Genomic DNA, 20,349 nt, shown 5'->3' with positions numbered 1-20,349 from the left:
TAAAGCTGCAGATGATTGATTCTGGCAACGTATCGCTTGCTTTAAAACAATTAATAGTTGCTTGATCAAACGTCTGCAAGATGGACAATCATCCTTCCTGCAGGCGCCTTCACAAGATACCTGCGCATACTTTCAAAGATCGAGGGAAGTGGCCTCAGCGCCGTTCCCGTGTGCTACGAAGTTTCCTTCGTAGCGAGCCGCCCATTATAGCCGGCTTTTCCGCTTCGTCAACACCTTTTTTCAAGGCCGTCTCACCGGGGTGGACGTTGTTGCCGATGCTGCTTCGGCGTTGGACCCGAAGGCCTTTCGTCGTTGCGAGCCGCCTATTATGCCGGACTTTTCGAGTCCGTCAACACCTTCGTTCGATCATCTCGTTCGTCGGTGGTGGCGTTGCTGTTTGCGTGCCGTTTCCGAAGAAGCGGTGCCCTGCAGCAAGGGAGCGAATTCTAGAGATCCTGCAGATTTCGTCAAGCATTTTTTTGCAGGGTGATGACAGAACCAAGGCAACGTCACGCATGGCATACGCTCGAAGATCACTGTGGCGTTGACCGCGCGTTGCGCGGTCAACGCCACAAGGGCTATCAATGCACGGATGCACAGTGGAGAGACGGCAATGAACATGCAGGTGCGGCAAGCGTGGTGGCGCGACCTTTCAGTACCGGCCCTCGTTGCCGGCTTCATTACTGTGCTGGTCGGCTTCGCCAGTTCGGCCGTCATCGTGTTCCAGGCTGCACAAGCTGTCGGTGCCAATCAGGCGCAGATCGCCTCATGGATGTGGGCACTGGGACTGGGCATGGGTGTCACCTGCATCGGGCTGTCACTACGCTATCGGGTACCGGTGGTGACCGCATGGTCGACACCGGGCGCGGCGATGCTGGTGGTCGGTGCCGGCGGCGCATCTCTTTCCGAGGCCACCGGCGCATTCCTGCTCGCTGCGGTTCTGGGCATGCTGGCTGGCTTCTCCGGCATCTTCGCCCGGTTGATGCAACGGGTACCGATGGCGCTGGCCGCCGGCATGCTGGCCGGGGTGCTGCTGCGCTTCGGTCTGGACGTGTTCGTGGCCATGAACACCCAGCTGGTACTGGCGCTGGCCATGTTCGCCACGTGGCTGGCCGGACGCCGCCTGTTCCCGCGCTATGCGGTCATCGCCACCCTGCTGGTCGGCATCGCGATTGCGGCCAGCCGTGGCCTGCTGCACGCACAGCAGGTGCAGCTGCAACTGGCGGTACCGCAATGGGTGACCCCATCCCTGTCCTGGACCGCGGTGGCCGGCATCGCCCTGCCCCTGTTCGTGGTCACCATGGCCTCGCAGAACATTCCGGGCGTGGCGGTGATGCGGGCATCCGGCTACGACGCCCCGGTGTCGCCGCTGATCGGCTGGATCGGTGTGGTCAATACACTACTGGCGCCGTTCGGTGCGTACGCGCTGAACCTGGCGGCAATCACCGCCGCGATCTGCATGGGCCGTGATGCCCATGAGGACCCGGCACGACGCTATACCGCCGCCATGGCGGCAGGTGCCTTCTACATCGTCATCGGGCTGTTCGGTGCCACCGTAGCCGCACTGTTCGCTGCCTTCCCCAAGGAGCTGGTGGCCTGCGTGGCCGGTATCGCGCTGTTCGGCACCATCGCCAACAGCCTGGCCAGTGCGCTGGCGGTAGAGCGGGACCGCGAGGCGGCACTGGTCACCTTCCTGGTCACCGCCTCGGGCGTCTCACTGGCCGGCATCGGCTCGGCGTTCTGGGGCCTGGTGGCCGGTGCGCTGTGCCTGCTGGTGCTGCGGCCCCGTCAGGACCGCTGACCCACCCTACCCGGCCAATGCTGCGCCGACGATGCTCAGCGCCACCGCGATGACGATGGCGATCAGTGTGGCGACCACGCTGGTGCCGCCACGCGCGGTCAGCTCGCTGCGCAGCCGTGCATCATCGTCGCCGGTGACGGCACGGGCCTGGGCGATCAGGCGCTGGCAGTGTGCCAGGTACCAGCTGTTGCCAAAGATGCCGGTGGTGATGCTCAGCGCGAAGGTGATGACCAGCGACAGGCCATCCGGCACATCCAGCCAGGTCTCCACCACGCTGATCAGCAGCAGCAGGCCAGCCCACATCGCCGCCAGGCGGTACATCCTGCGGTACATCATCCAGATCAGCCCGAGCAGGAAGGCCGGCCAATGCCAGGTGCCACTGCCCGTGGCAACGCCCTGATCCAGCCGCCAGCGCTGGCGATAGATCGGGAAGTTGCCGCCGACCACGCTGGCGTACAAGGCCATCTCGCCCTCCAGCCCGGCAGCCGCAGCCCTGTCCGGTGCGGCGGCCGGCGCACGATAGGGATCGGACGGATCGCCGACATCCGGCGCGATGCCCTCAACCGCAGGGGCTGCGTCGATATCCAGGGCCGGAGCCACCTCGACGGGGGTGGAAGCCTGCTCCAGTTCCGCCAACGGCCGCCATGAGGGCATGCCTTCGCACCAGAGCAGGGTGCGCGCCGTAACCGTCCCTTCCTGCTGCAGCTGGCGAAGACCGGCCAGATCCACCGGCCCACTGCTCTGCCTGCCATTGGCGTACCACCATTGTGCTTCCTGCATGTTTTTCCGTCCTTGCTACCTGCATCGACAAACTGAAATCGCTGCCCGCGCCTACAGCGCGGTACTGCCCAGGGTCTGCACCAGTTGATGGCGCGCACCCGCCGCAAGCGTAATCTGCTCCGGGCCTGCGTTGGCCACTTCCAGGCATACGTAATCGCGCCAGCCCTCGCCGACATCGGCCATCCTGGCTGCCGCCTCGGCGCCCGGATTCCAGACCACCAGCGTCTGGCTGCCTTCGCTGCGGATCTCGATCCGCCGCTGCAGTACGGGATCATGCAGCACGTAATGGCCCCCGGCACGGGTATAGATGCGATCGCTGCGACCGGGATCACGCGGATCGCGCAATGACCACGGTCCCTGTTGCAGGCGCAGCTGTGCATAGTCCTCGTACTTGTCCAGGTACTGCAGGCCGTCAAGGCCCTCGACCTCGACCCGCTTGGCATCGCCCACCCGGAAATAGCTGTGCAGGGCCTGGGTGAATGTCACCGGCGAGGTTCCGGTGTTCTCGGTGACCAGCTGCTGGCGCAGCTGGCGGCCAATGCGCAACTGCATCTGCAGGCGCAGGCCGCGATCGGCGCTGGGCGCAGGCGCCAACTGCAGCTCGACCTCGCCATCATCGCGCTGGCTGGCCTGCAGAAGCTCCCAGCGCGCGGTACGTACCAGGCCATGCGCCGGTACATCGGCGCTCTGGCCCTGGCGACCGAACCACGGCCAGCACACCGGGACGCCACCGCGGATGGGCGTGGGCAGCTCGGCGCGCGTGGGCGAAAGCCACAGCAGATCGGGCTGCCCATCAGGAATGAACGACAGCAGCTGGCCGCCGAACACGCTGACGACCGCCGTGGCGTTGGCGGTTCGCACCTGCCAGGCCTCCAGGCCGTGATACAGGCCGGTGCTGATGTCCGGATTCGACTGCATGCGATGACGCTCCTTGAAGACCGCGGCGATGATGTCGCGGTCAACGTGCCGCCGGCAAGGCTTTCTGCCCAGCGGGTGCGATGGCGGTCGCCTCTTCCTGCAGCGTGCGCAGGATGCGCTGGCCTGCGCGGCCGTCCACCTCGCTCCAGCCCAGGCGCTGCTGCTCGGCCTGGATCGCGCGGCGCGTGGCGGTACCGATCATGCCGTCGGCGGCACCGATATCGTGGCCGCGGGCCAGCAGCAGGGTCTGCAGCTGGCGGCGCTCATCGCGGCCCAGGCCCGGGTCATCGGTCGGCCAGGCGGTGGCCAACCCGTTGCCGCCACGCAATTGGTCAGCCAGCGTCGCGATCGCCAGCGCATAGCTTTCGGCGGCGTTGTAGCTGTAGATCGCGTCGTAGTTGCGGAACACCAGCAATGCCGGGCCCCTGTTGCCGGCCGGCAGCAGCAGCGCGGCGCGCGCATCCGCCGGCAGGTTGGCCGGAGCCAACACGCTGCCATCCAGCGCGGTCACGCCCTGCGCACGCCAGTCGGCCAGGGCGCGACGCTGGGTGCGGCCGGCCTGGCTTGCGTTGAAGCCCGCAGGAACGCGGACTTCCATGCCCCACGGCTCGCCGCTGCGCCAGCCGGCGCGCTTGAGGTAGTTGGCGGTGGAAGCCAGTGCATCGGGAATGCTGCCGACCAGATCGCGGCGGCCATCGCCATCACCGTCCACGGCGATGCGTGCATAGGTGCTGGGCATGAACTGCGTATGCCCGAAGGCACCGGCCCAGGAGCCGGTGAGCCCCTGGGCCTGCAGGTCGCCGCGATCGATCAGCTTGAGCAGCGCCAGCAGTTCACCGCGGAAGAAGGGTTGGCGACGGCCGGCGCAGGACAGCGTGGCCAATGACTGCAGCAGCGGGCGCTTGCCGAACACGCGGCCGTAGTCGCTCTCCACGCCCCAGACCGCGACGATGGTAGCCGGATCGACGCCGTACTGCGCCGACACGCGATCGAGCAGGTCGCGGTGCTGCTGCAGCAGGGCGCGGCCATCAGCCACGCGCTGGCGATCGACCAGCGCGGCCAGGTAGTCCCAGATCGGCGTGGTGAATTCGGGCTGTGCATCGAGCAGGCCGAGCACGGTGGGGTCCGGGGTGAGGCCGGCGGTGATCGCGTTGAAACGGTCGGCACTGATGCCTTGTGTCGCAGCGGTGGCCTGCAGGCCCGACAGGCAGCGGCTGAACGCCGGATCGATGTCGCCGGCAGGAGCGGCGGGCGCTGTCGGCGCCGAGGCAAGAGCGGCCGCCAGGCCGAGCGTGGTCAGAATGGGCATGGCGTCCTCCGTGTTGCCGTTGCACGGCCATCTTAGGGGTAGCGGTGCTGCTGAACCTGAAGCGGTACCGGCTGGCCGTCCGCCCTAGATGGCACGCAACAGGCGCAGGCCATAGGCCGGGCCTTCAGCATCCCAGCGCTGCATGACCTGCAGGCCAGCCGGCTGCAGCAGCGCTTCGAAGCTCTCGTCGGTGTACTTGTGGCTGTATTCGACGCGGATCGGTTCGTCGGCCTCGAAATGGAAGGTCCGGCCATCTAGATGGACGTCCTGTGCCCGCTGGCTGACCAGATCGGTCTCGATGCGCAGCCGCGCGACGCTGTAGCGGGCACGATGACGGAAGCCCTGCAGATCGAAGTCGCTGCCGACCTCGCGGTTGAGGCGGGCCAGCAGGTTGAGGGTGAATGCGGCGGTGACGCCCTGCGCATCGTTGTAGGCCGCCTTGATCAGCGCCGGGTCCTTGTGCAGGTCGATGCCGACCAGGGCCAGGCCATCACGCCCCATGGTCTGGCGCATCGCGCGCAGCAGCGCGACCGCGTCCTCGCCTTCAAAGTTGCCCAGCGTGGAACCGGGGAAGAACAGCAGCCGTCGCGCGGGTTCGCGTTCGGGCATGGGTACGGCGACGGGACGGGTAAAGTCGGCACAGACCGGCAGCATCTCCACCTCGGGCAGCGCCGGGGCCAGATGGTCGATGCTGGACAGCAGCGCGGCACGCGAGATTTCAATCGGCGTGTAGGCCACCGGGTCGTGCAGGGCGGCCAGCAGCAACGCGGTCTTGCGGCCACTGCCGCTGCCCAGTTCCACCACGTGCAGGTGCGGCCCGACGCTTCGGGCGATGTCCGGCAGTACCCGTGAAAGCAGGGCCAGCTCGGTGCGCGTGGGGTAGTACTCGGGGGTCTGCGTGATCTGCTCGAACAGGCGCGAGCCGCGCGCATCGTAGAAGTACTTGGACGGCAGCTGGCGCGGCGTGCGCGACAACCCGGCCACCACGTCGGTGAGGATCTGCTGGCGGCTGGGGGTGAGATCGGTCAGCGCCTGCAGTGCGTCGTGCACCGTACTCATGCGAGGTCCCTGGCCAGGCGCAGCCCGGAGAACTGCCAACGCGCCGGGGGCATGAAGAAGTTGCGGTAGCTGGCACGCACGTGGCCAGGCGGCGTGGCGCAGCTGCCACCGCGCAGCACCCATTGCCCGCACATGAACTTGCCGTTGTATTCACCGAGGTTGCCGGCGAAAGGGCGGAAGCCCGGGTAGGCGCCATACGCGCTGTGGGTCCATTCCCATACATCGCCGAACAGCTGACGCAGTCCACTGCCCCCTGCAGCCTGCGGGTGCAGCCGATCGTCATCGGCAAAATGACCGCGAGGCGGCAGCGTTGCGGCGGCAGCCTCCCACTCGAACTCGCTGGGCAGGCGCGCACCGGCCCAGCGGGCGCAGGCATCGGCCTCGTAGTAGCTGAGGTGGCAGACCGGCGCATGCGGATCCAGTTCGCGCCAACCGCCCAGGGTGTACTCGCGCTGCAGGGCGTCATCCCAGTACAGCGGGTGCTGCCAGCCCTCGGCTTCGCGCAGCGCCCAGCCTTCGCTGAGCCACCAGCGCGGTTCGCGGTAGCCGCCGGCGTCGATGAAGGCGCGGTACTCGGCATTGCTGACGGGGCGCTCGGCCAGTGCGTGCGCGGGGAGCAGCACGCGATGCGCCGGCGATTCGTTGTCGTAGGCGAAGGCGGTGTGCTGCGGCCATGCTGCGGCGCCGATGGTGACGATGCGCTCGGGCGACTCGATCCAGCCCTGCGCACTGGCAGCGCTGGTTGCAGGCTGCAGGTCCTCGCGGTAGGCCGGCTGCAACGGATTGCACCAGAACGCGTGCTTGATGTCGGTGAGCAGCAGTTCCTGGTGCTGCTGTTCGTGCTGCAGGCCCAACTGCAGGTGCTGCAGTGCCTGCTCATCAAGGTCGCCTGCCGCCAGCCGCGATTGCACCTGTGCATCGACCTGCTGGCGGTAGTCGCGCACCTGCTGCAGCGATGGCCGCGACAGCAGCCCACGCTGCGGCCGGGCATGCGCCGGGCCGAGGCTCTTGTAGTAGCTGTTGAACAGGTAGTCCCAGGCAGGGTCATGCGCCGGTGCAGGTGGGAAGCCGGCCAGCACGAAGCGTTCGAAGAACCAGGTGGTGTGGGCCAGGTGCCATTTGCTCGGGCTGGCATCGGCCATGCTCTGCAGCATGGCATCTTCGGCGCTGAGGGGGGCTGCCAGCTGCATGCTGCGGTTCCGCACACATGCGTACTGGCGGGCGAGATCGCGCTGCGGGGCAGCGACGGCGGTGGCTACGCTGTCCATCCGGGCAGCATCTGCGCAACAGGGTGAGTGCCATGTCATCGTTCGACGTCAACGCGTTCACATGCGTGACCATCCCGCATTCAAGAAGCCGGTGCGAACGCCGCTAACGGCAATGCTGCGGCCGCGTCGTCACCGCGCTGGAATTCCTGCTTGCCCCTGCATCCGCTCCGCCAGCCTGCGCATTACCTGTTCGTGCTGCCCGCCGTGCTGGTTGCCGTGGTGCTGTGGGCAGCACTGGGCAACGAAGACGTTGCCAGCCCGGCCCAACGCATCCTGCCCTGGCTGCTGGCCTGCCTCGGCGCCGGCCTTGCCCTGCTCTACCACCAGGTGCGTACGCTCTGCCTGCTGCTGGTGGTGGCGGTCATGTTCGCGCTGCTGCACCAGGACGTGGGCGGCTACCTGCACAGCGGCCACGTCACGTCGCTGACACCGCTGCGCTTCCATGCCATTTCGGCCTGGTTGCCCTTGCTGTTCGCGGGCCTGGCATTGTGGCCCGAGCGCGGGCGGCGCCGCCACGACCTGCTGTTGCGCTCCGTCGCCAGCGGCACGGCACTGCTGATCTTCCTGCTGCTGGCCACGCAGCAGCCGCGCGGCATGCACGATCTGCTGTCCAACCGCCACTGGAGCTGGATTCCGGCCGACTGGAACGCGCTGGCACAGCTGCCAGCGCTGCTGTTCCTTCTGGCAACCGCCGCGCTGGGCTGGCAGGCCTGGCGGCATCCGCGCCCATTGCACACGGCGATGCTGCTGGCCCTGCTGTGCCTGTGGTGGATGCTGCCACGGGTGTTCCTGCAGCCGGTGCTGCTGCCGGCACTGGCCAGCGCGGCCCTGCTGCTGATGCTGGGCGCGATGCTGCAGGAGTCCTTCCATATGGCCTTCCGCGATGAGCTGACCGGCCTGCCGGGGCGCCGCGCCTTCAATGAGACCCTGCAGCGGGCGCGCGGCACCTACAGCATCGCGATGGTGGACGTGGACCACTTCAAGTCGTTCAACGACACCCACGGCCACGACACCGGCGACGATGTGCTGCGCCTGGTGGCCTCGCGCCTGGACCGGGTGGGCGATGGTGGCCGGGCATTCCGCTATGGCGGCGAGGAGTTCGCGGTGGTGTTCCTGGATCGTCCCGCAGCGGCCTGCGTGGATGCAGTCGAGGCGCTGCGGCAGACCATCGAGGACACCCGCATGCAGCTGCGCGACCGGAGCACGCGCAGCCGCGACGATGAAACCGGGCGCCGGCAGCGCGGACGCGGCGGAAGCGGGCAGACGGTGCAGGTGACGGTGAGCATCGGGCTGGCAGACAGCCGCGTGGATGAGCGGCCAGCGGCAGTGATCAAGGCCGCCGACCAGGCGCTGTACGCAGCCAAGGACGGTGGCCGCAACCAGGTCCGCGCGCATGCCGGCCAGCGCGTGCTGGCGGCACGCGGCGGCTGAGGCTCACACCGCGTCGAGGTAGTACCAGCGGCCGTCGACGCGCAGGAAGCGGCTGTGCTCGGCCATCTTCACCGCGCTGCCGCCGCCCACGCGGTAGCGGGCGGTGAAGCGCACTTCGGCGCTGTCGGCGCCGGTGACAGTGTGCTCGTGCACGGTCAGGCCCAGCCAATGCGTACGCTGGCCGGGCGCATCATCCAGCGACAACTCGGCCGGACGGGTATCCGGATGCCAGCTCTGGCGCAGATAGTCCGCCAGCCCCCGCACATAGGCGCTGTAACGCGATCGCATCAGGCGCTCGGCATCGGGGGCGGCCTCACCGGCATGGAAACGGCCACAGCAGGCGGCGTACTCGGCGGGAAGGCCGCAGGGGCAGGGATCGGTGGGTTTTCGGCTCATGCGGACATTGTCGCCGGGTTGTGCGGATGGATCCACGCGGGGCACCGGTCAACCAGTGCAGGACAGGCGTATGCTGTCGCGCCCCCATATCGATTGATCGCCGTGCTGGAACTGGTTCCCCCTGAGTTGTGGTGGCTGGTGGTCATCGCCTTCATCGCCGGGCTGGTCGATGCCGCCGTCGGTGGTGGTGGGCTGGTGCAGCTGCCTGGCCTGTTCACGGTGCTGCCGCAGCAGACGCCGGCGATGCTGTTTGGTACCAACAAGTTCAGTTCGATGTTCGGTACCGGTGCGGCCGCCTGGCGCTATGCGCGCAACGTGCGCTTCCCGTGGAAGCCGGTGTTGTTCGCGGCCGGCACGGCCTTCATCTTCTCCTTCGCCGGCGCCACCGCGGTAAGCCTGCTGCCCAAGGACGCGGTGCGCCCACTGGTGCTGGTGCTGCTGGTCGCGATGCTGGCCTACACACTGTGGAAGAAGGACTTCGGCGCGCTGCACCGTCCGCAGGAGATCGGTCGCCGCGAACTGGTGATCGCGCTGGCGATCGGTGCGGCGATCGGCTTCTACGACGGCTTCTTCGGGCCGGGCACCGGCAGCTTCCTGATCTTCCTGTTCGTGCGCTTCTTCGGGCTGGATTTCCTGCGCGCCTCGGCGGCATCAAAGGTGGTGAACCTGGCGACGAATGTGGCGGCGATCTCGTTCTTCGTGCCGACCGGCAACATCCTGTGGCTGTTCGCGCTGCCGATGGCGGCGGCCAACATCATCGGCTCGGTGGTGGGCACGCGCCTGGCGCTGAAGGGCGGCACGCCGTTCATCCGCAAGCTGTTCGTGGGGCTGGTGGTGGTGCTGATCGCGCGGATGGCGTGGGATACGTTCCGCGCTGCGTGAACGCGGTTGCCGGCCAGCGGCCGGCACTACCGGGCCATGAACCCCGCCCATGGGTAGTGCCGGCCGCTGGCCGGCATCCCCATCCGATCAGGTCATGAACCCCGCCCATGGGCAGTGCCGGCCGCTGGCCGGCATTCCCATCCGATCGGGCCATGAACCCCGCCCATGGGCAGTGCCGGCCGCTGGCCGGCATCCCCATCCGATCAGGTCATGAACCCCGCCCATGGGCAGTGCCGGCCGCTGGCCGGCATTCCCATCCGATCGGGTCATGAACCCCGCCCATGGGTAGTGCCGGCCGCTGGCCGGCATCCCCATCCGATCAGGTCATGAACCCCGCCCATGGGTAGTGCCGGCCGCTGGCCGGCATTCCCCTTCAATCGGCCAGGTCAGGCGTCGGCTTCTTCCGGTTCGTTGGCCTGCTGGCGGCTGCGCTCGGGCAGCTTCAGGCGCTTGCCTTCCTCGTCATACTCGATCAGCAGCACGCCGGAGTCGTGGCGGCCGCTGATTTCGACGAAGCAGGCGCCGCCGATGAACGGTTCCAGTGTCATCACCGACTTCAGCGGGGTGGCAACCACCATCTGGAAGCCGAAGTTGTCGAAGATGTTCATCGCCAGGGCGGTGAACTCGTTGTCGGCCTTGTCGAAGGCTTCGTCGAGCACCACTGCGGCGTAGCTGGGCAGCTGGCTGTCAGCACCGCCGAGCTGGTAGCGCAGCGCGGCCGCCAGGCAGGTGGTAGCCAGTTTCTGGCGCTGACCACCGGACTTGCCGGCGCCGCTGCGATAGATCTCGACCTGCTGGCGCGTTTCCGCATCCAGCTCGACGCCGATGAACTCCACGTGCATGCGCACGTCCAGCACCAGCTCCCGCCAACGCTTGTCCTCGCCTTCCTGCGAGCCCAGGCGGTTGACCAGCTGGCGCAGCACGGTGAACTGCGATTCGGCCAGCTCGCGCTGCTCGGTCTGCTGCTGCGACAGCACTTCGCGCAGCTGCAGCTGGAACTCGCCCACTTCCGGCAGACGACGGTCGCTCAGTTCGATGGTCAGCAACGTACCGCGGTTGAACGGCACCTGTTCCAGGCTGGCGTTCACTTCGTCCAGGCGCTGGCCGATCGACTTGCGGGCCTCGGCGCTGTGGCGCTGCAGGGCCAGCAGGTTGTTCTTGCTCTGGTTCTGCAGCAGATCGAAGAAGCGCTCTTCGTGCTGCGGCAGGCCATCGCGCTCCAGTCGTTCGAGGCGTGCGAGGAAGTCCTCGGCCGAGGCCACCGACACGGTGAAGTCGCCCGATTCCTCCGGCCATTGCTGGATGAAGCGACGGAAGCAGCCGATCAGCTGGTTCTCGATGCGGTTGAGGTCCTGCTGCGAGGACGACAGCTGCTCGTTCAGCGCGTTGCTGACCTGGCGCATGTGCGCTTCCAGCGTTTCCAGGCTGAGCGGACCCTGCTCCTGCAGGCGCTCGGCAAGGCCGGCTTCCTGCTCCTGGGCCAGGCTCGGCAGCACCAGCGCACGGCTCTGCTGGCGCGCGCGGTCCAGGCGGTCGCGTTCCTTGACCAGCTGCCCGCGCTCGACGCGGACGTCTTCATAGGTGCGGCGGGCCTGCTCGATGTCGGCGCGCACGGCGTCAATCTGCTTGGCCAGCTTGGCGAGGTCGGCATTGCCTTCGCGCAGGTCGCGCAGCGTGGCCTCGATGTCGCTCAGGCGCTGCTGCGGGGCGGCGATGTCGATCTCGTTCCAGCTGATGCTGACCAGCTCGTGGCAGGCCAGGCGGCGTTCGTTGTCGCGGTCACGCTGCCCACGCAGGCGCGCGATGTCGGTCTCGCAGCTGGCGATGCGCTTCGCCAGTTCCTGAGCTTCGCGCTCGAAGGCGCCCACCTTGTCGTGGTTGTTGAAGCCGAGGATCCAGCGACGGCGGTCGCCCACCGCACTGCGGTCATCCTTCTCGAAACGGTCGCCCGGATGCTTGACCTGGCCTTCGCGGGTGATGCCGCGGTCGACGTTGCGCAGCTGCTTGGCATCCACGCACTCGTAGTCGAATCGCTTGCCGAGCTCGCGGCGCAGCCAGCTTTCGAACACGTGTTCGCGCAGTTCCAGCTTGTGCAGCAGCGACTTCGCCGACGGCTCACGGGCGAACGCATCATCGTTGCGGCGCACGCGGTAGTAGGTGAAGCGCATGCCCAGGTGGGTACGGTTCACCCACTCGGCGACGTCGTTGTAATGCTTGTCGTCGACCAGCAGCGACAGCGCGAAGCCACCCAGCACGCGCTCGATGGCACCCTGCCAGCCCTGCTCTTCCGAGCGGACCTGGATCAGTTCACCGACGAACGGCAGCGCCGCTTCAGCGATGCCGGTTTCCTCGGCCAGGCGCGCGCGCAGCTTCTGCATCGGCGCCGGGATGTTGGAGGGCGTGCGCTGCATCGCTTCGAGTTCCGCACGGACTTCCCCGAAGCGGCGCTCGTCATCGCGCTTGCCACCCAGGCGATCGCTGATCGCATCGTCCAGCGCCGAAGAGGCGCGCTGGCGGTCCTGCAGCTCGTTCTGTGCGCGCTCGACCAGTTCGGCGAAGCCGTGTGCGTCGTCCGGCAGTTCGGCCCCCAGCTGCTGCGCGGCCAGGCTTGCCTGCTCGCGCTTGGCCTGGCGGCGGTCGCGCTCGGCTTCGGCGCGGCCCTGCTCGCGTTCCAGTTCTTCGATGCGCTCACCGCCCTGCTGGCGGCGCTGCAGTTCCAGTTCGGCCAGGCGCTCGGTGTGATTGTCCAGTGCGGCACGGCGCTGGGCTTCTTCGCCGAGCAGGCCACGGTCACGCACGTCCATCTCGCGCAGGCGCGCTTCGATCAGCGCCTGGCGGCGGCTTTCACGGAAGCTGTCGACGCCGAGCTTGAGGGCTTCGTCGTCGCCGCGCCGGCGGTGCATTTCCTTCAGGTCGTTGTAGTAGGCGCGTGCCGGCAGCAGAGTCTCCACCTGGCGACGGGCGGTGACCACCGCCTGGTGCGCGCCATCGAGCTCGGCGAAGTCGCTGACCAGGCGCTCGGCGGCGTCGAAGGTCTTCGGCGTGTCGAGCATGAAGTCGCGCAGGAAGACGTTGAGGTCGCCCAGGTTCTTCGCCGACTGCGTCTTGTGCAGCAGGCGCAGCGCCATCTCGTTGTCGATGCCGAGCAGGTCGCGGAAGCGCTCGGCGTAGCCGGAGAAGGTGTCGAAGTGGTGCAGGTCGGACAGCTTCTGCTTGAGCTTGCGCAGGTCCAGGTCGAACCCACCAAGATCCTTGGCGATGTCGAACGGGCGCTCGGCAATCATGTAGTGCTTGCGCACGTCACCGGCCGAGGTGCCGTTGCCGGAGATCCACAGCAGGCGCACCAGGCTGACCACGCGGCCATCGCCGGCGCGGTATTCCAGCACCAGTGCGGTCCAGGTGGCGCCCTTGCGCAGGTACTGGGTGGCGATTTCGCCGGTGCCGCTGTCCTGCTGGTCAGCCCACGCGCCACGCACGTAGGACACCAGGTTGCGGTCGCGGCCACTGCGCTCGGCTTCACGCGCAGCAGCGTTGAAGTCGACGATGGCCGGCGGCGTCAGCAGCGCGGACATGGCATCGAGCAGTGTCGACTTGCCCGAGCCGGAACGTCCGACGAACAGGAAGCCGCGCTCGGCGATCGGTACTTCGGTCAGGCCGTTAAAGGTGCCCCAGTTGTGCACCTGCAGGCGGCGCATGCGGAACTGCTGCAGGCGCGGGTCCGGCAGGCCTTCGTTGAACAGGGCGGGAGTGTGCTTGGAGATAGCCATGCGATGGTCGGGTCTCTCAGGCCTCGGCGGCCGGGGTTTCGCGCAGCTGGCGGTAGACCGCCGAGAGCTGGGACACGTCTTCGGCGGAGAACAGCAGCTTCAGCGCCGGCGAGACTTCGTGACGGTCTTCCTGGCCGCTGAGGCGGGTCAGGATGTGGTTGTCCTTCATCTTCTGCACCGCCGAGGCGACGCGGCGGTTGAAGCCGGCGCGGTCGGTGGACAGGTTCTTTTCGTAGATGGCCAGTGCTTCGGCCATTTCGGCATCGGCGACCACCGCGCGGTTGCCGCGCGCATCGGCTTCGGCCAGCTGCTGGCGCAGGTACAGCAGCAGCACCGAGTCGATGAAGGTCAGCGGCGAGGTGCGCAGCAGCACCGGCGCATCGACGTCTTCGGTATCGGCCTGGCGGGTGAACGCCACGCCGCTGTCACGGTCGAGCACCAGTTCCAGGAACAGGTCCGCCAGCGACGAGCGGATGGCCGCTTCGCTGCGGATCAGTGCCGGCCACAGCTTGGCGTGGCGCAGCTGGTCGATGCTGGGGCCGATCAGCAGCTGGCACAGCGCGCGGCGCGCATCCAGCGGCAGGCGCCCGGTGTCGCCGAGGTAATAGACGTCGTTGCCACGGCGGGGCTGCGCCACGGCCGCCACCGGTTCGGCCTCGTAGGCGTCTTCCGCCACGTCGGCCTGCGCTGCGTCGATGGGATCTTCATGCCAGCTCATGGCGTCTCTCCTGGGTGAACCAAACCAGCGGGATGCGGGCGCGACGGACCTGGCCGTCGCCACCACGCCATTGCGCAAGCTCCTGCTCGCCGGCGACCACGTTGCCGAAGCGCGTGCCCAGCGACAGATAGCCGATGACGCTGCCAAGACCCTGCGGCGCCTCGCGCTGCGACAGGGCCTGGGCGATGCTGAGCCGCGGCTGTGCATCGAGCAGGTCGTGCAGGTCGCGGCGCAGGGTGCGGAAGTCGATTTCGGACGAAGCGACCAGGTCGCCGACGCTCTCCAGGCTGATCGCGGCCGCGTCGTTGTACTCGACATTGCCGTCGACCTGGGCGCTGCGCGGATCATGCAGCTTCCACTGCGACCACGAGCGCAGTCGGCTGGTGGTCAGCTGCAGGTCGCGGCCGATGCCGCGTTGTGCGGGGAATTCGTCGCGCAGGGCCAGGGCTTCGGACTGCGCCTGCTTCAACAACTGGTTGAGGCGGCGCTGTTCCAGGTAGCCACGGCTCTGCACGAAGCCGCGCAGGCTGCGCGCGAAGTTCTGCAGCACGTCGTGTACCTGGCCACCGCGCTCGAGCATGGTGCTGGTGAAGCTGCGCAGGAAGTTGCGTTCGTTGCGGTCCAGGCGGCGCGCGAAGCCGCGCGCCAGCACTGCTTCCAGCGCGGCATCGAGCTGGGCACTCTGTTCGGCGTCGTTGAGCAGCCGCCAGAAGGCCTGGAAACTGCGCCCGGCGTCACTTTCGCCAATGACATCCACACCTTCGAACAGCTGCGACAGCACATCGCCGCGCTCGCCCTCGTCGTCGATGATGCGTTCGCGGAAATCGCGGTTGAGCTGCTCGAAGTCATCGCGCACGCGGCGGAAGTCCTCGGTCAGCTCGTCGGCCAGGCCGATGATCTGGCGGGTGCGTTCCAGCGCGCGCTTGCCGTCCAGCGCAACCACGCGGCCGGTGCCGACCCGGGCGATTTCGGCATCGATGCGGTCGCGCTCGTCGTGCAGCGCGGACAGGCGCGCATCGGGATCGGCTTCGGTCTGCGCAGCCAGCGCCGAGAGCTGCTCAATGACCAGCGCCAGGCGGCTTTCGGTGGCGGCCACGCGGGCCTGCTCGAGGCCGTCGGCGAAGCGGATCGCCTGCAGTGCCGCGGTCGCCAGCTCGTACTGCTCCTGGTCGGCGCCTTCGGGCAGACGGCGTTCCAGCCAGCCCTGGGCCAGCCAGTGCGCGATGTAGGCCTGCGCGGTGCGCGGCAGCTCGCGCGAGAGTTCATCGCCGGCCAGCTGGTCCAGCGCGCGCTGCAGTCGCTCGTTCAGTACCGAGGACGGCAACGTGCGCTCGCCGTCCATCAGCAGGCCCTGCAGCAGGCCGATGATTTCCGGAGCGTGGTCGGCGGCAAGCAGCTTCCACTGGGGCTGTTCGCGCAGGTGGCGGTAACGGGCAATGCGTTCGCGATGCTTCATGCAGCGAAAGAAGTCTGTAGGGCTGACAGGGACAAACCGCCATGCACAGCTGCCGCGTGGACAGCCGTGGGCATGCCGGCCTGCAGGAGCCGGCGTGGTGCGGGCAAGCGGCTCAGCGCTTGCCGCCCACTTCGATGAAGCGCAGGAACTCGGCGCGGGTGCGCGCGTCGTCGCGGAAGCTGCCCAGCATCTTGGAGGTGACCATGCTGACGCCGCGCTTGTGGATGCCGCGGGTGGTCATGCACTCGTGGGCGCCTTCGACGACCACGCCGACGCCGATCGGCTGCAGCACATCCTGGATGCACTGGGCGATCTGCGCGGTCATCTTCTCCTGCACCTGGAAACGGCGGGCGTAGGCTTCGACGACACGGGCCAGCTTGCTGATGCCCACCACCTTGCCGGCCGGCAGGTAGCCGACGTGCACGCGGCCGATGATCGGGGCCATGTGGTGCTCGCAGTGGCTTTCGTACTCGATGTCGCGCAGGACGATCAGCTCGTCGTAGCCGGCCACTTCCTCGAAGGTCCGCTCCATGTAGGCGCGCGGGTCGTCGCGGTAACCGCTGAACCAGTCGCCATAGGCTTCGGCGACACGGCGGGGGGTATCCAGCAGGCCTTCACGGGACGGGTCCTCACCGGCCCAGCGCAGCAGGGTGCGCACGGCATCCTCGGCCTGGTCCTGGGTCACGTCGCCCTGCGGGGCGGCCTTTTCGTTGTTCTTGCTCATTGCGTACAGCGTCCCGAACGGGGGGCGAGCATCGTACCCGACCGGGGGGTGGGTCGTCCTGTTGGTCGGGTTCATCGGGGGTCTGGCGGCGCCTGCCTGTTACGGGTCTGGATGGGGAAGGGCGCAGGGCAGGACACGCCGTAAACCCATCCATGGGGGCTCGGTCGGCGCATCCATGCGCCTCACGGTCCTGCCCTGCCGCCCTTCCCCATCCCTGACAGTTTCCCGCGGGCGCGGCCGGACCGCCCGAAAGCGGGGGCAAAAGCGGGGGTTCATGGCTTCGGAATCGGCGCGCCGCTGCTGTGGTGTCTTGTGCTTTGGTGGGTGCGGACCGTTGGTCCGCACTGCTTCTGCTCTTGCTTCCAAGAGCCAACCCACCGCGCTCGCGGGGGGATGGGAAGGCAGCGGGGGCCGGGCGGGGCAGGACCGTCCGCGGCATGGATGCCGCGGCCGAGCCCCCAAGGGTGAGGGCGCTTGCTTGCGAGGCATGCCTCGCAAGCGCCCGAACGCACAGCCGCCAGCGGCTGGGCCGGACCCCGGAGGGGGGTTCACGGCGTGTCCTGCACCGTCCGGCGCCCGCTGCCCCACCCGACACCAGGCAGGCGCAACGCTTTCCTCACTACACCCACCCATTCAGAAAAACCTATTGATAGGAATGAAATTAGTAGTATCCTATCTATCTCTTATGGACCGACCCCTCGACGAGCGCACCGTGCTGCAGATGCAGCTCAGCTCCGGCCTGCTGTACGCAGGGCGGCAGTGGCAGCGCCTGGCCGACAGCCGGCTCGGCAGCTACGGCATCTCCACCGCCTGCACCATGCCGCTGCTGATGATCGGCCGCTCCGGCGGTGGCATCCGTCAGGTGGCGCTGGCGCAGCAGCTGGGCATGGAAGGACCCTCCCTGGTGCGCCTGCTGGACAAGTTGTGCGCCAGCGACCTGGTCCGCCGCGAGAGCGACGCCAGCGACCGCCGCGCCAACCTGCTGTGGCTGACCGACGCGGGCCACGCGCTGGTCAGCGAGCTGGAAGACCAGTTGATCGGCCTGCGCCAGGACGTGTTCGGCGAGCTTTCCATGGATGAACTGCACGCCGTGCTGAAGGCATGGCGCCTGCTGGCCGAGGCCGCCGACCGCATCACGTAAGACCGCTGCCCCTGAACACCGCCGCTGCCGTGCACACGCCAGCGGCTTTTGCCCGTTGCCGTTGTTTCGTTGTTCCTCCCCTCCCCCCACCTCGCCCCCGCCCCTACCGATGCCCGGTGAATTCAGTCTCCACGGAGTGTTCGTCCCGACCCTGCTCGGGTTGATGTTGTTGGCCTACCTGGTCAACAGCGGCCTGCACGCGCTGCTGCAGCGTGCCGGCGCCTATCGCCACGTATGGCACCCGGCGCTGTTCAACCTGGCCCTGTACGGGATCGTGCTTGGCCTGCTGTTCCACCTCCTGCGTTGGATGCAATCGTGAACAAGATCGTGAAGAAGACCCTGCCGGTGCTGCTCACCAGCGCAGCCGTGATCATCGCCCTGCTGGTGCTGCGCCAGCTGTGGGTCTACTACATGGATGAGCCATGGACCCGCGATGCCCATGTCGGTGCCGACGTGGTGCAGGTGGCGCCGGACGTGTCCGGGCTGGTGGAAACGGTGCAGGTAGCCGACAACCAGGCGGTGAAGAAGGGTGACCTGCTGTTCGTGGTCGATCGCGCCCGCTACCGCATCGCGCTGGAGCAGGCCCGCGCCAACCTGGCCGAGCGCCAGGCATCGGTGGCGCAGCTGCGCCGCGAGATCGGCCGTGACCGCAGCCTGCAGGACCTGGTCGCCGCCGAGGACGCCGAAGTGCGCCGCGCCAAGCTGCAGGCCGCACAGGCTGCGCTGGCCACCGCACAGGCGGCGGTCGACCTGGCCGAGCTCAACCTGGACCGCACCGAGGTGCGCGCGCCGGCCGATGGCCGGGTCAACGACCGCACCCTGCGCGTGGGCGACTACGTGGTGGCCGGCAAGCCGGTGCTGGCGCTGCTGGATACCGGCTCGTTCCGCGTCGATGGCTACTTCGAGGAAACCCGCCTGCGCGGCGTAGCTCCGGGGCAGAGCGTGGACATCCGCCTGATGGGCGAGTCGGCCCCGCTGCGTGGCCACGTGGAAAGCATCGCCGCCGGCATCGAGGACCGCTACCGCAGCAACGGCAGCACCCTGCTGCCGAACGTGACCCCGGCCTTCGACTGGGTGCGGCTGGCACAGCGCATTCCGGTGCGCATCACCATCGACGAAGTACCCCAGGGCGTGGAACTGATCGCCGGCCGCACCGCCACGGTGACCGTGGACACCGGCCGCCATCCGCACAACGACAAGGCCGGCACTGCGCCGACACAGGCGGGCCTGTGAACGCCGCCCTGCCCCGTCTCGGTCTGATCGTTGCGCTGGCCAGCCTGGCGGCCTGCAGGACCGTCGGCCCGGATTACGCCCTGCCGGAAGGGTCGGCCTTCAAGCGTCCGGAGGCCAATGCAGCCTTCATCGATACGCAGAACCCGCAGGTGGCCGCCAACCAGGCGCTGCCCGACCGCTGGTGGTCGCTGTACAACGACCCGGTGCTGGACGGCCTGATCACCCAGGCGCTGCGTGACAACGTGGAACTGAAGGCCGCCGATGCACACCTGCGTCGTGCCGCGGCGATGTACGAACAGGCGCTGGACGCCGGTGGCTTCGAGTACGAGGCCGAGGCCGGTGTCAGCCGCGCGCAGCTGTCGGCCGAATCGTTCCTGCAGGAGCACGAGCTGCCGGTGATCAACCTGGCCGATGGCAAGTTCGCGGTCAGCTACCAGTTCGACCTGTTCGGCAAGCTCAAGCGCGGCGCCGAGGCAGCGCGTGCCGACGAGCAGTCGGTCGCTGCGGCGCGCGACCTGGCCCAGGTCAGCGTGGTCGCGCAGGTCGCCGACAGCTACCTGGAAATCTGCCACGCCAACCACGAACTGCACGTGGCCGAGCATTCGCTGCAGCTGCAGCAGCGCAGCCGCACGGTCACCGAGCGCCTGATCGCGGCCGGCCGCGGCACGCCGCCGGAACTGGCCCGCGCCAATGCGCAGGTAGCGTTGCTGGAGGCGGCACTGCCGCCGCTACGCGCGCAGCGTTCGGCGGCCGCCTATTCGCTGGCCGCGCTGCTTGGGAAAACCCCGGGCCAGCTGCCAGCCGGCGTGATCGACTGTGCGCACGCCCCCGGCCTGGCGCAGCCGCTGCCGGTCGGTGATGGCCGGGCGCTGCTGCAGCGCCGCCCGGACGTGCGCCAGGCCGAGCGCAAGCTGGCCTCGGCCACGGCGCGGATTGGGGTCGCCACCGCCGAGCTGTACCCGGACATCCGCCTGGGTGCCTCGGTGGGTGCCGCCGGCCTGCTGGAAGACTTCGGCACGCCGATGACCCAGCAGTGGTCGATCGGCCCGCTGATCTCGTGGACGCTGCCGTCGTCCGGCACGCACGCACGCATCCACGCCGCCGAGGCGGGTGCCGATGCCGCGCTGGCCGAGTTCGACCACACCGTGCTGCAGGCGCTGCGCGAGACCCAGACCGCGCTGGACCGCTATGCGCAGGACCTGCGCCGGCTGCAGTCGCTGCGCATCGCGCAGGAGCAGGCCGCACTGGCCGCCGAGCAGAACCGCCGGCTGTACCAGGGTGGCCGTACGCCGTACCTGTCCAGCCTGGATGCCGACCGCAGCCTGGCCACCAGCGACGCCACCCTGGCCGCCGCCGAAGCGCAGGTCTCGCGCGACCAGATCCATCTGTTCCTGGTGCTGGGTGGCGGCTGGCAGGCATCGGTTGCCCCGCCCGCGCCGTCCACCGCACAGGCCTCGGCGAAGTAA

At 68.1% G+C, this 20,349-nt stretch carries 17 protein-coding genes; 7 read left to right on the top strand and 10 right to left on the bottom strand.

Features of this window, described 5'->3' with window-relative positions; translation table 11 throughout:
* Positions 1–613 precede the first annotated feature (613 nt).
* Positions 614–1,801, top strand: a complete 1,188-nt coding sequence (locus AC5P67_RS16905; RefSeq protein WP_005411682.1) for a benzoate/H(+) symporter BenE family transporter — start codon at positions 614–616, stop codon at positions 1,799–1,801.
* Positions 1,802–1,807: 6 nt separating this feature from the next.
* Here the strand turns inward: AC5P67_RS16905 and AC5P67_RS16900 are convergent, their stop codons facing one another.
* From AC5P67_RS16900 to egtB, 5 genes are all read right to left on the bottom strand, one after another.
* Positions 1,808–2,581 carry a DUF2628 domain-containing protein gene (locus AC5P67_RS16900; protein ID WP_005411683.1) on the bottom strand — a complete coding sequence of 258 codons (774 nt, stop codon included), beginning with the start codon at positions 2,579–2,581 and terminating at the stop codon, positions 1,808–1,810.
* Between the two features lie 51 nt (positions 2,582–2,632).
* Complete coding sequence (locus AC5P67_RS16895) at positions 2,633–3,499, bottom strand: D-hexose-6-phosphate mutarotase (protein WP_111193801.1); 867 nt, start codon at positions 3,497–3,499, stop codon at positions 2,633–2,635.
* Positions 3,500–3,539: 40 nt separating this feature from the next.
* The gene (locus AC5P67_RS16890; protein WP_099527736.1) at positions 3,540–4,808 is read right to left on the bottom strand and encodes a lytic murein transglycosylase; all 1,269 of its coding nucleotides are present in this window, start codon (positions 4,806–4,808) and stop codon (positions 3,540–3,542) included.
* Positions 4,809–4,892: 84 nt separating this feature from the next.
* Positions 4,893–5,867, bottom strand: a complete 975-nt coding sequence (gene egtD, locus AC5P67_RS16885; RefSeq protein ID WP_049418112.1) for an L-histidine N(alpha)-methyltransferase — start codon at positions 5,865–5,867, stop codon at positions 4,893–4,895.
* Positions 5,864–7,135 (bottom strand): ergothioneine biosynthesis protein EgtB, encoded by a 1,272-nt coding sequence (gene egtB, locus AC5P67_RS16880; protein ID WP_049418110.1) that lies wholly within the window; start codon positions 7,133–7,135, stop codon positions 5,864–5,866. The genes egtD and egtB overlap by 4 nt, the downstream gene beginning before the upstream one ends.
* A 150-nt stretch (positions 7,136–7,285) precedes the next feature.
* Here egtB and AC5P67_RS16875 point away from each other — a divergent pair, with 150 nt between their 5' ends.
* Positions 7,286–8,566 (top strand): GGDEF domain-containing protein, encoded by a 1,281-nt coding sequence (locus tag AC5P67_RS16875; RefSeq protein ID WP_005411688.1) that lies wholly within the window; start codon positions 7,286–7,288, stop codon positions 8,564–8,566.
* A 3-nt stretch (positions 8,567–8,569) separates the two neighbouring features.
* Here the strand turns inward: AC5P67_RS16875 and AC5P67_RS16870 are convergent, their stop codons facing one another.
* Entirely contained in the window at positions 8,570–8,962 is a 393-nt protein-coding gene (locus tag AC5P67_RS16870) for a YchJ family protein (RefSeq protein ID WP_005414942.1), read from the bottom strand.
* Between the two features lie 102 nt (positions 8,963–9,064).
* On the opposite strand from AC5P67_RS16870, the gene AC5P67_RS16865 reads away from it, so the two are divergent.
* Positions 9,065–9,844 (top strand): sulfite exporter TauE/SafE family protein, encoded by a 780-nt coding sequence (locus AC5P67_RS16865; RefSeq protein WP_005411690.1) that lies wholly within the window; start codon positions 9,065–9,067, stop codon positions 9,842–9,844.
* A 386-nt stretch (positions 9,845–10,230) separates the two neighbouring features.
* On the opposite strand, the gene AC5P67_RS16860 is transcribed toward AC5P67_RS16865, so the two are convergent.
* The 4 genes from AC5P67_RS16860 to folE form a co-directional block, all read right to left on the bottom strand.
* The gene (locus AC5P67_RS16860; protein ID WP_012481665.1) at positions 10,231–13,611 is read right to left on the bottom strand and encodes an ATP-binding protein; all 3,381 of its coding nucleotides are present in this window, start codon (positions 13,609–13,611) and stop codon (positions 10,231–10,233) included.
* 16 nt (positions 13,612–13,627) lie between these two features.
* Positions 13,628–14,329: a DUF4194 domain-containing protein gene (locus tag AC5P67_RS16855; RefSeq protein WP_005411692.1), complete on the bottom strand. Its 702-nt coding sequence runs from the start codon at positions 14,327–14,329 to the stop codon at positions 13,628–13,630.
* Positions 14,316–15,785, bottom strand: a complete 1,470-nt coding sequence (locus tag AC5P67_RS16850; RefSeq protein WP_005411693.1) for a DUF3375 domain-containing protein — start codon at positions 15,783–15,785, stop codon at positions 14,316–14,318. The genes AC5P67_RS16855 and AC5P67_RS16850 overlap by 14 nt, the downstream gene beginning before the upstream one ends.
* A 112-nt stretch (positions 15,786–15,897) precedes the next feature.
* Entirely contained in the window at positions 15,898–16,509 is a 612-nt protein-coding gene (gene folE, locus AC5P67_RS16845; RefSeq protein ID WP_004141296.1) for a GTP cyclohydrolase I FolE, read from the bottom strand.
* 685 nt (positions 16,510–17,194) lie between these two features.
* Between folE and AC5P67_RS16840 the strand changes: the two genes are divergently transcribed.
* The 4 genes from AC5P67_RS16840 to AC5P67_RS16825 all read left to right on the top strand — a co-directional run bounded on the left by AC5P67_RS16840 (position 17,195) and on the right by AC5P67_RS16825 (position 20,349).
* Positions 17,195–17,650 carry a MarR family winged helix-turn-helix transcriptional regulator gene (locus tag AC5P67_RS16840; protein WP_012481667.1) on the top strand — a complete coding sequence of 152 codons (456 nt, stop codon included), beginning with the start codon at positions 17,195–17,197 and terminating at the stop codon, positions 17,648–17,650.
* Positions 17,651–17,759: 109 nt separating this feature from the next.
* The gene (locus tag AC5P67_RS16835; protein ID WP_010487502.1) at positions 17,760–17,969 is read left to right on the top strand and encodes a DUF1656 domain-containing protein; all 210 of its coding nucleotides are present in this window, start codon (positions 17,760–17,762) and stop codon (positions 17,967–17,969) included.
* Positions 17,966–18,883, top strand: coding sequence for an efflux RND transporter periplasmic adaptor subunit (locus tag AC5P67_RS16830; RefSeq protein WP_062606426.1), 918 nt, complete (start codon positions 17,966–17,968; stop codon positions 18,881–18,883). The genes AC5P67_RS16835 and AC5P67_RS16830 overlap by 4 nt, the downstream gene beginning before the upstream one ends.
* The gene (locus AC5P67_RS16825; protein ID WP_062606428.1) at positions 18,880–20,349 is read left to right on the top strand and encodes an efflux transporter outer membrane subunit; all 1,470 of its coding nucleotides are present in this window, start codon (positions 18,880–18,882) and stop codon (positions 20,347–20,349) included. Before AC5P67_RS16830 ends, AC5P67_RS16825 begins: the two co-directional genes overlap by 4 nt.

The organism is Stenotrophomonas sp. YJH_SMC_21, from assembly GCF_059369555.1.
Note: the sequence above shows the minus strand (reverse complement) of the source record. Positions and strands in the feature narration are given on the sequence as shown.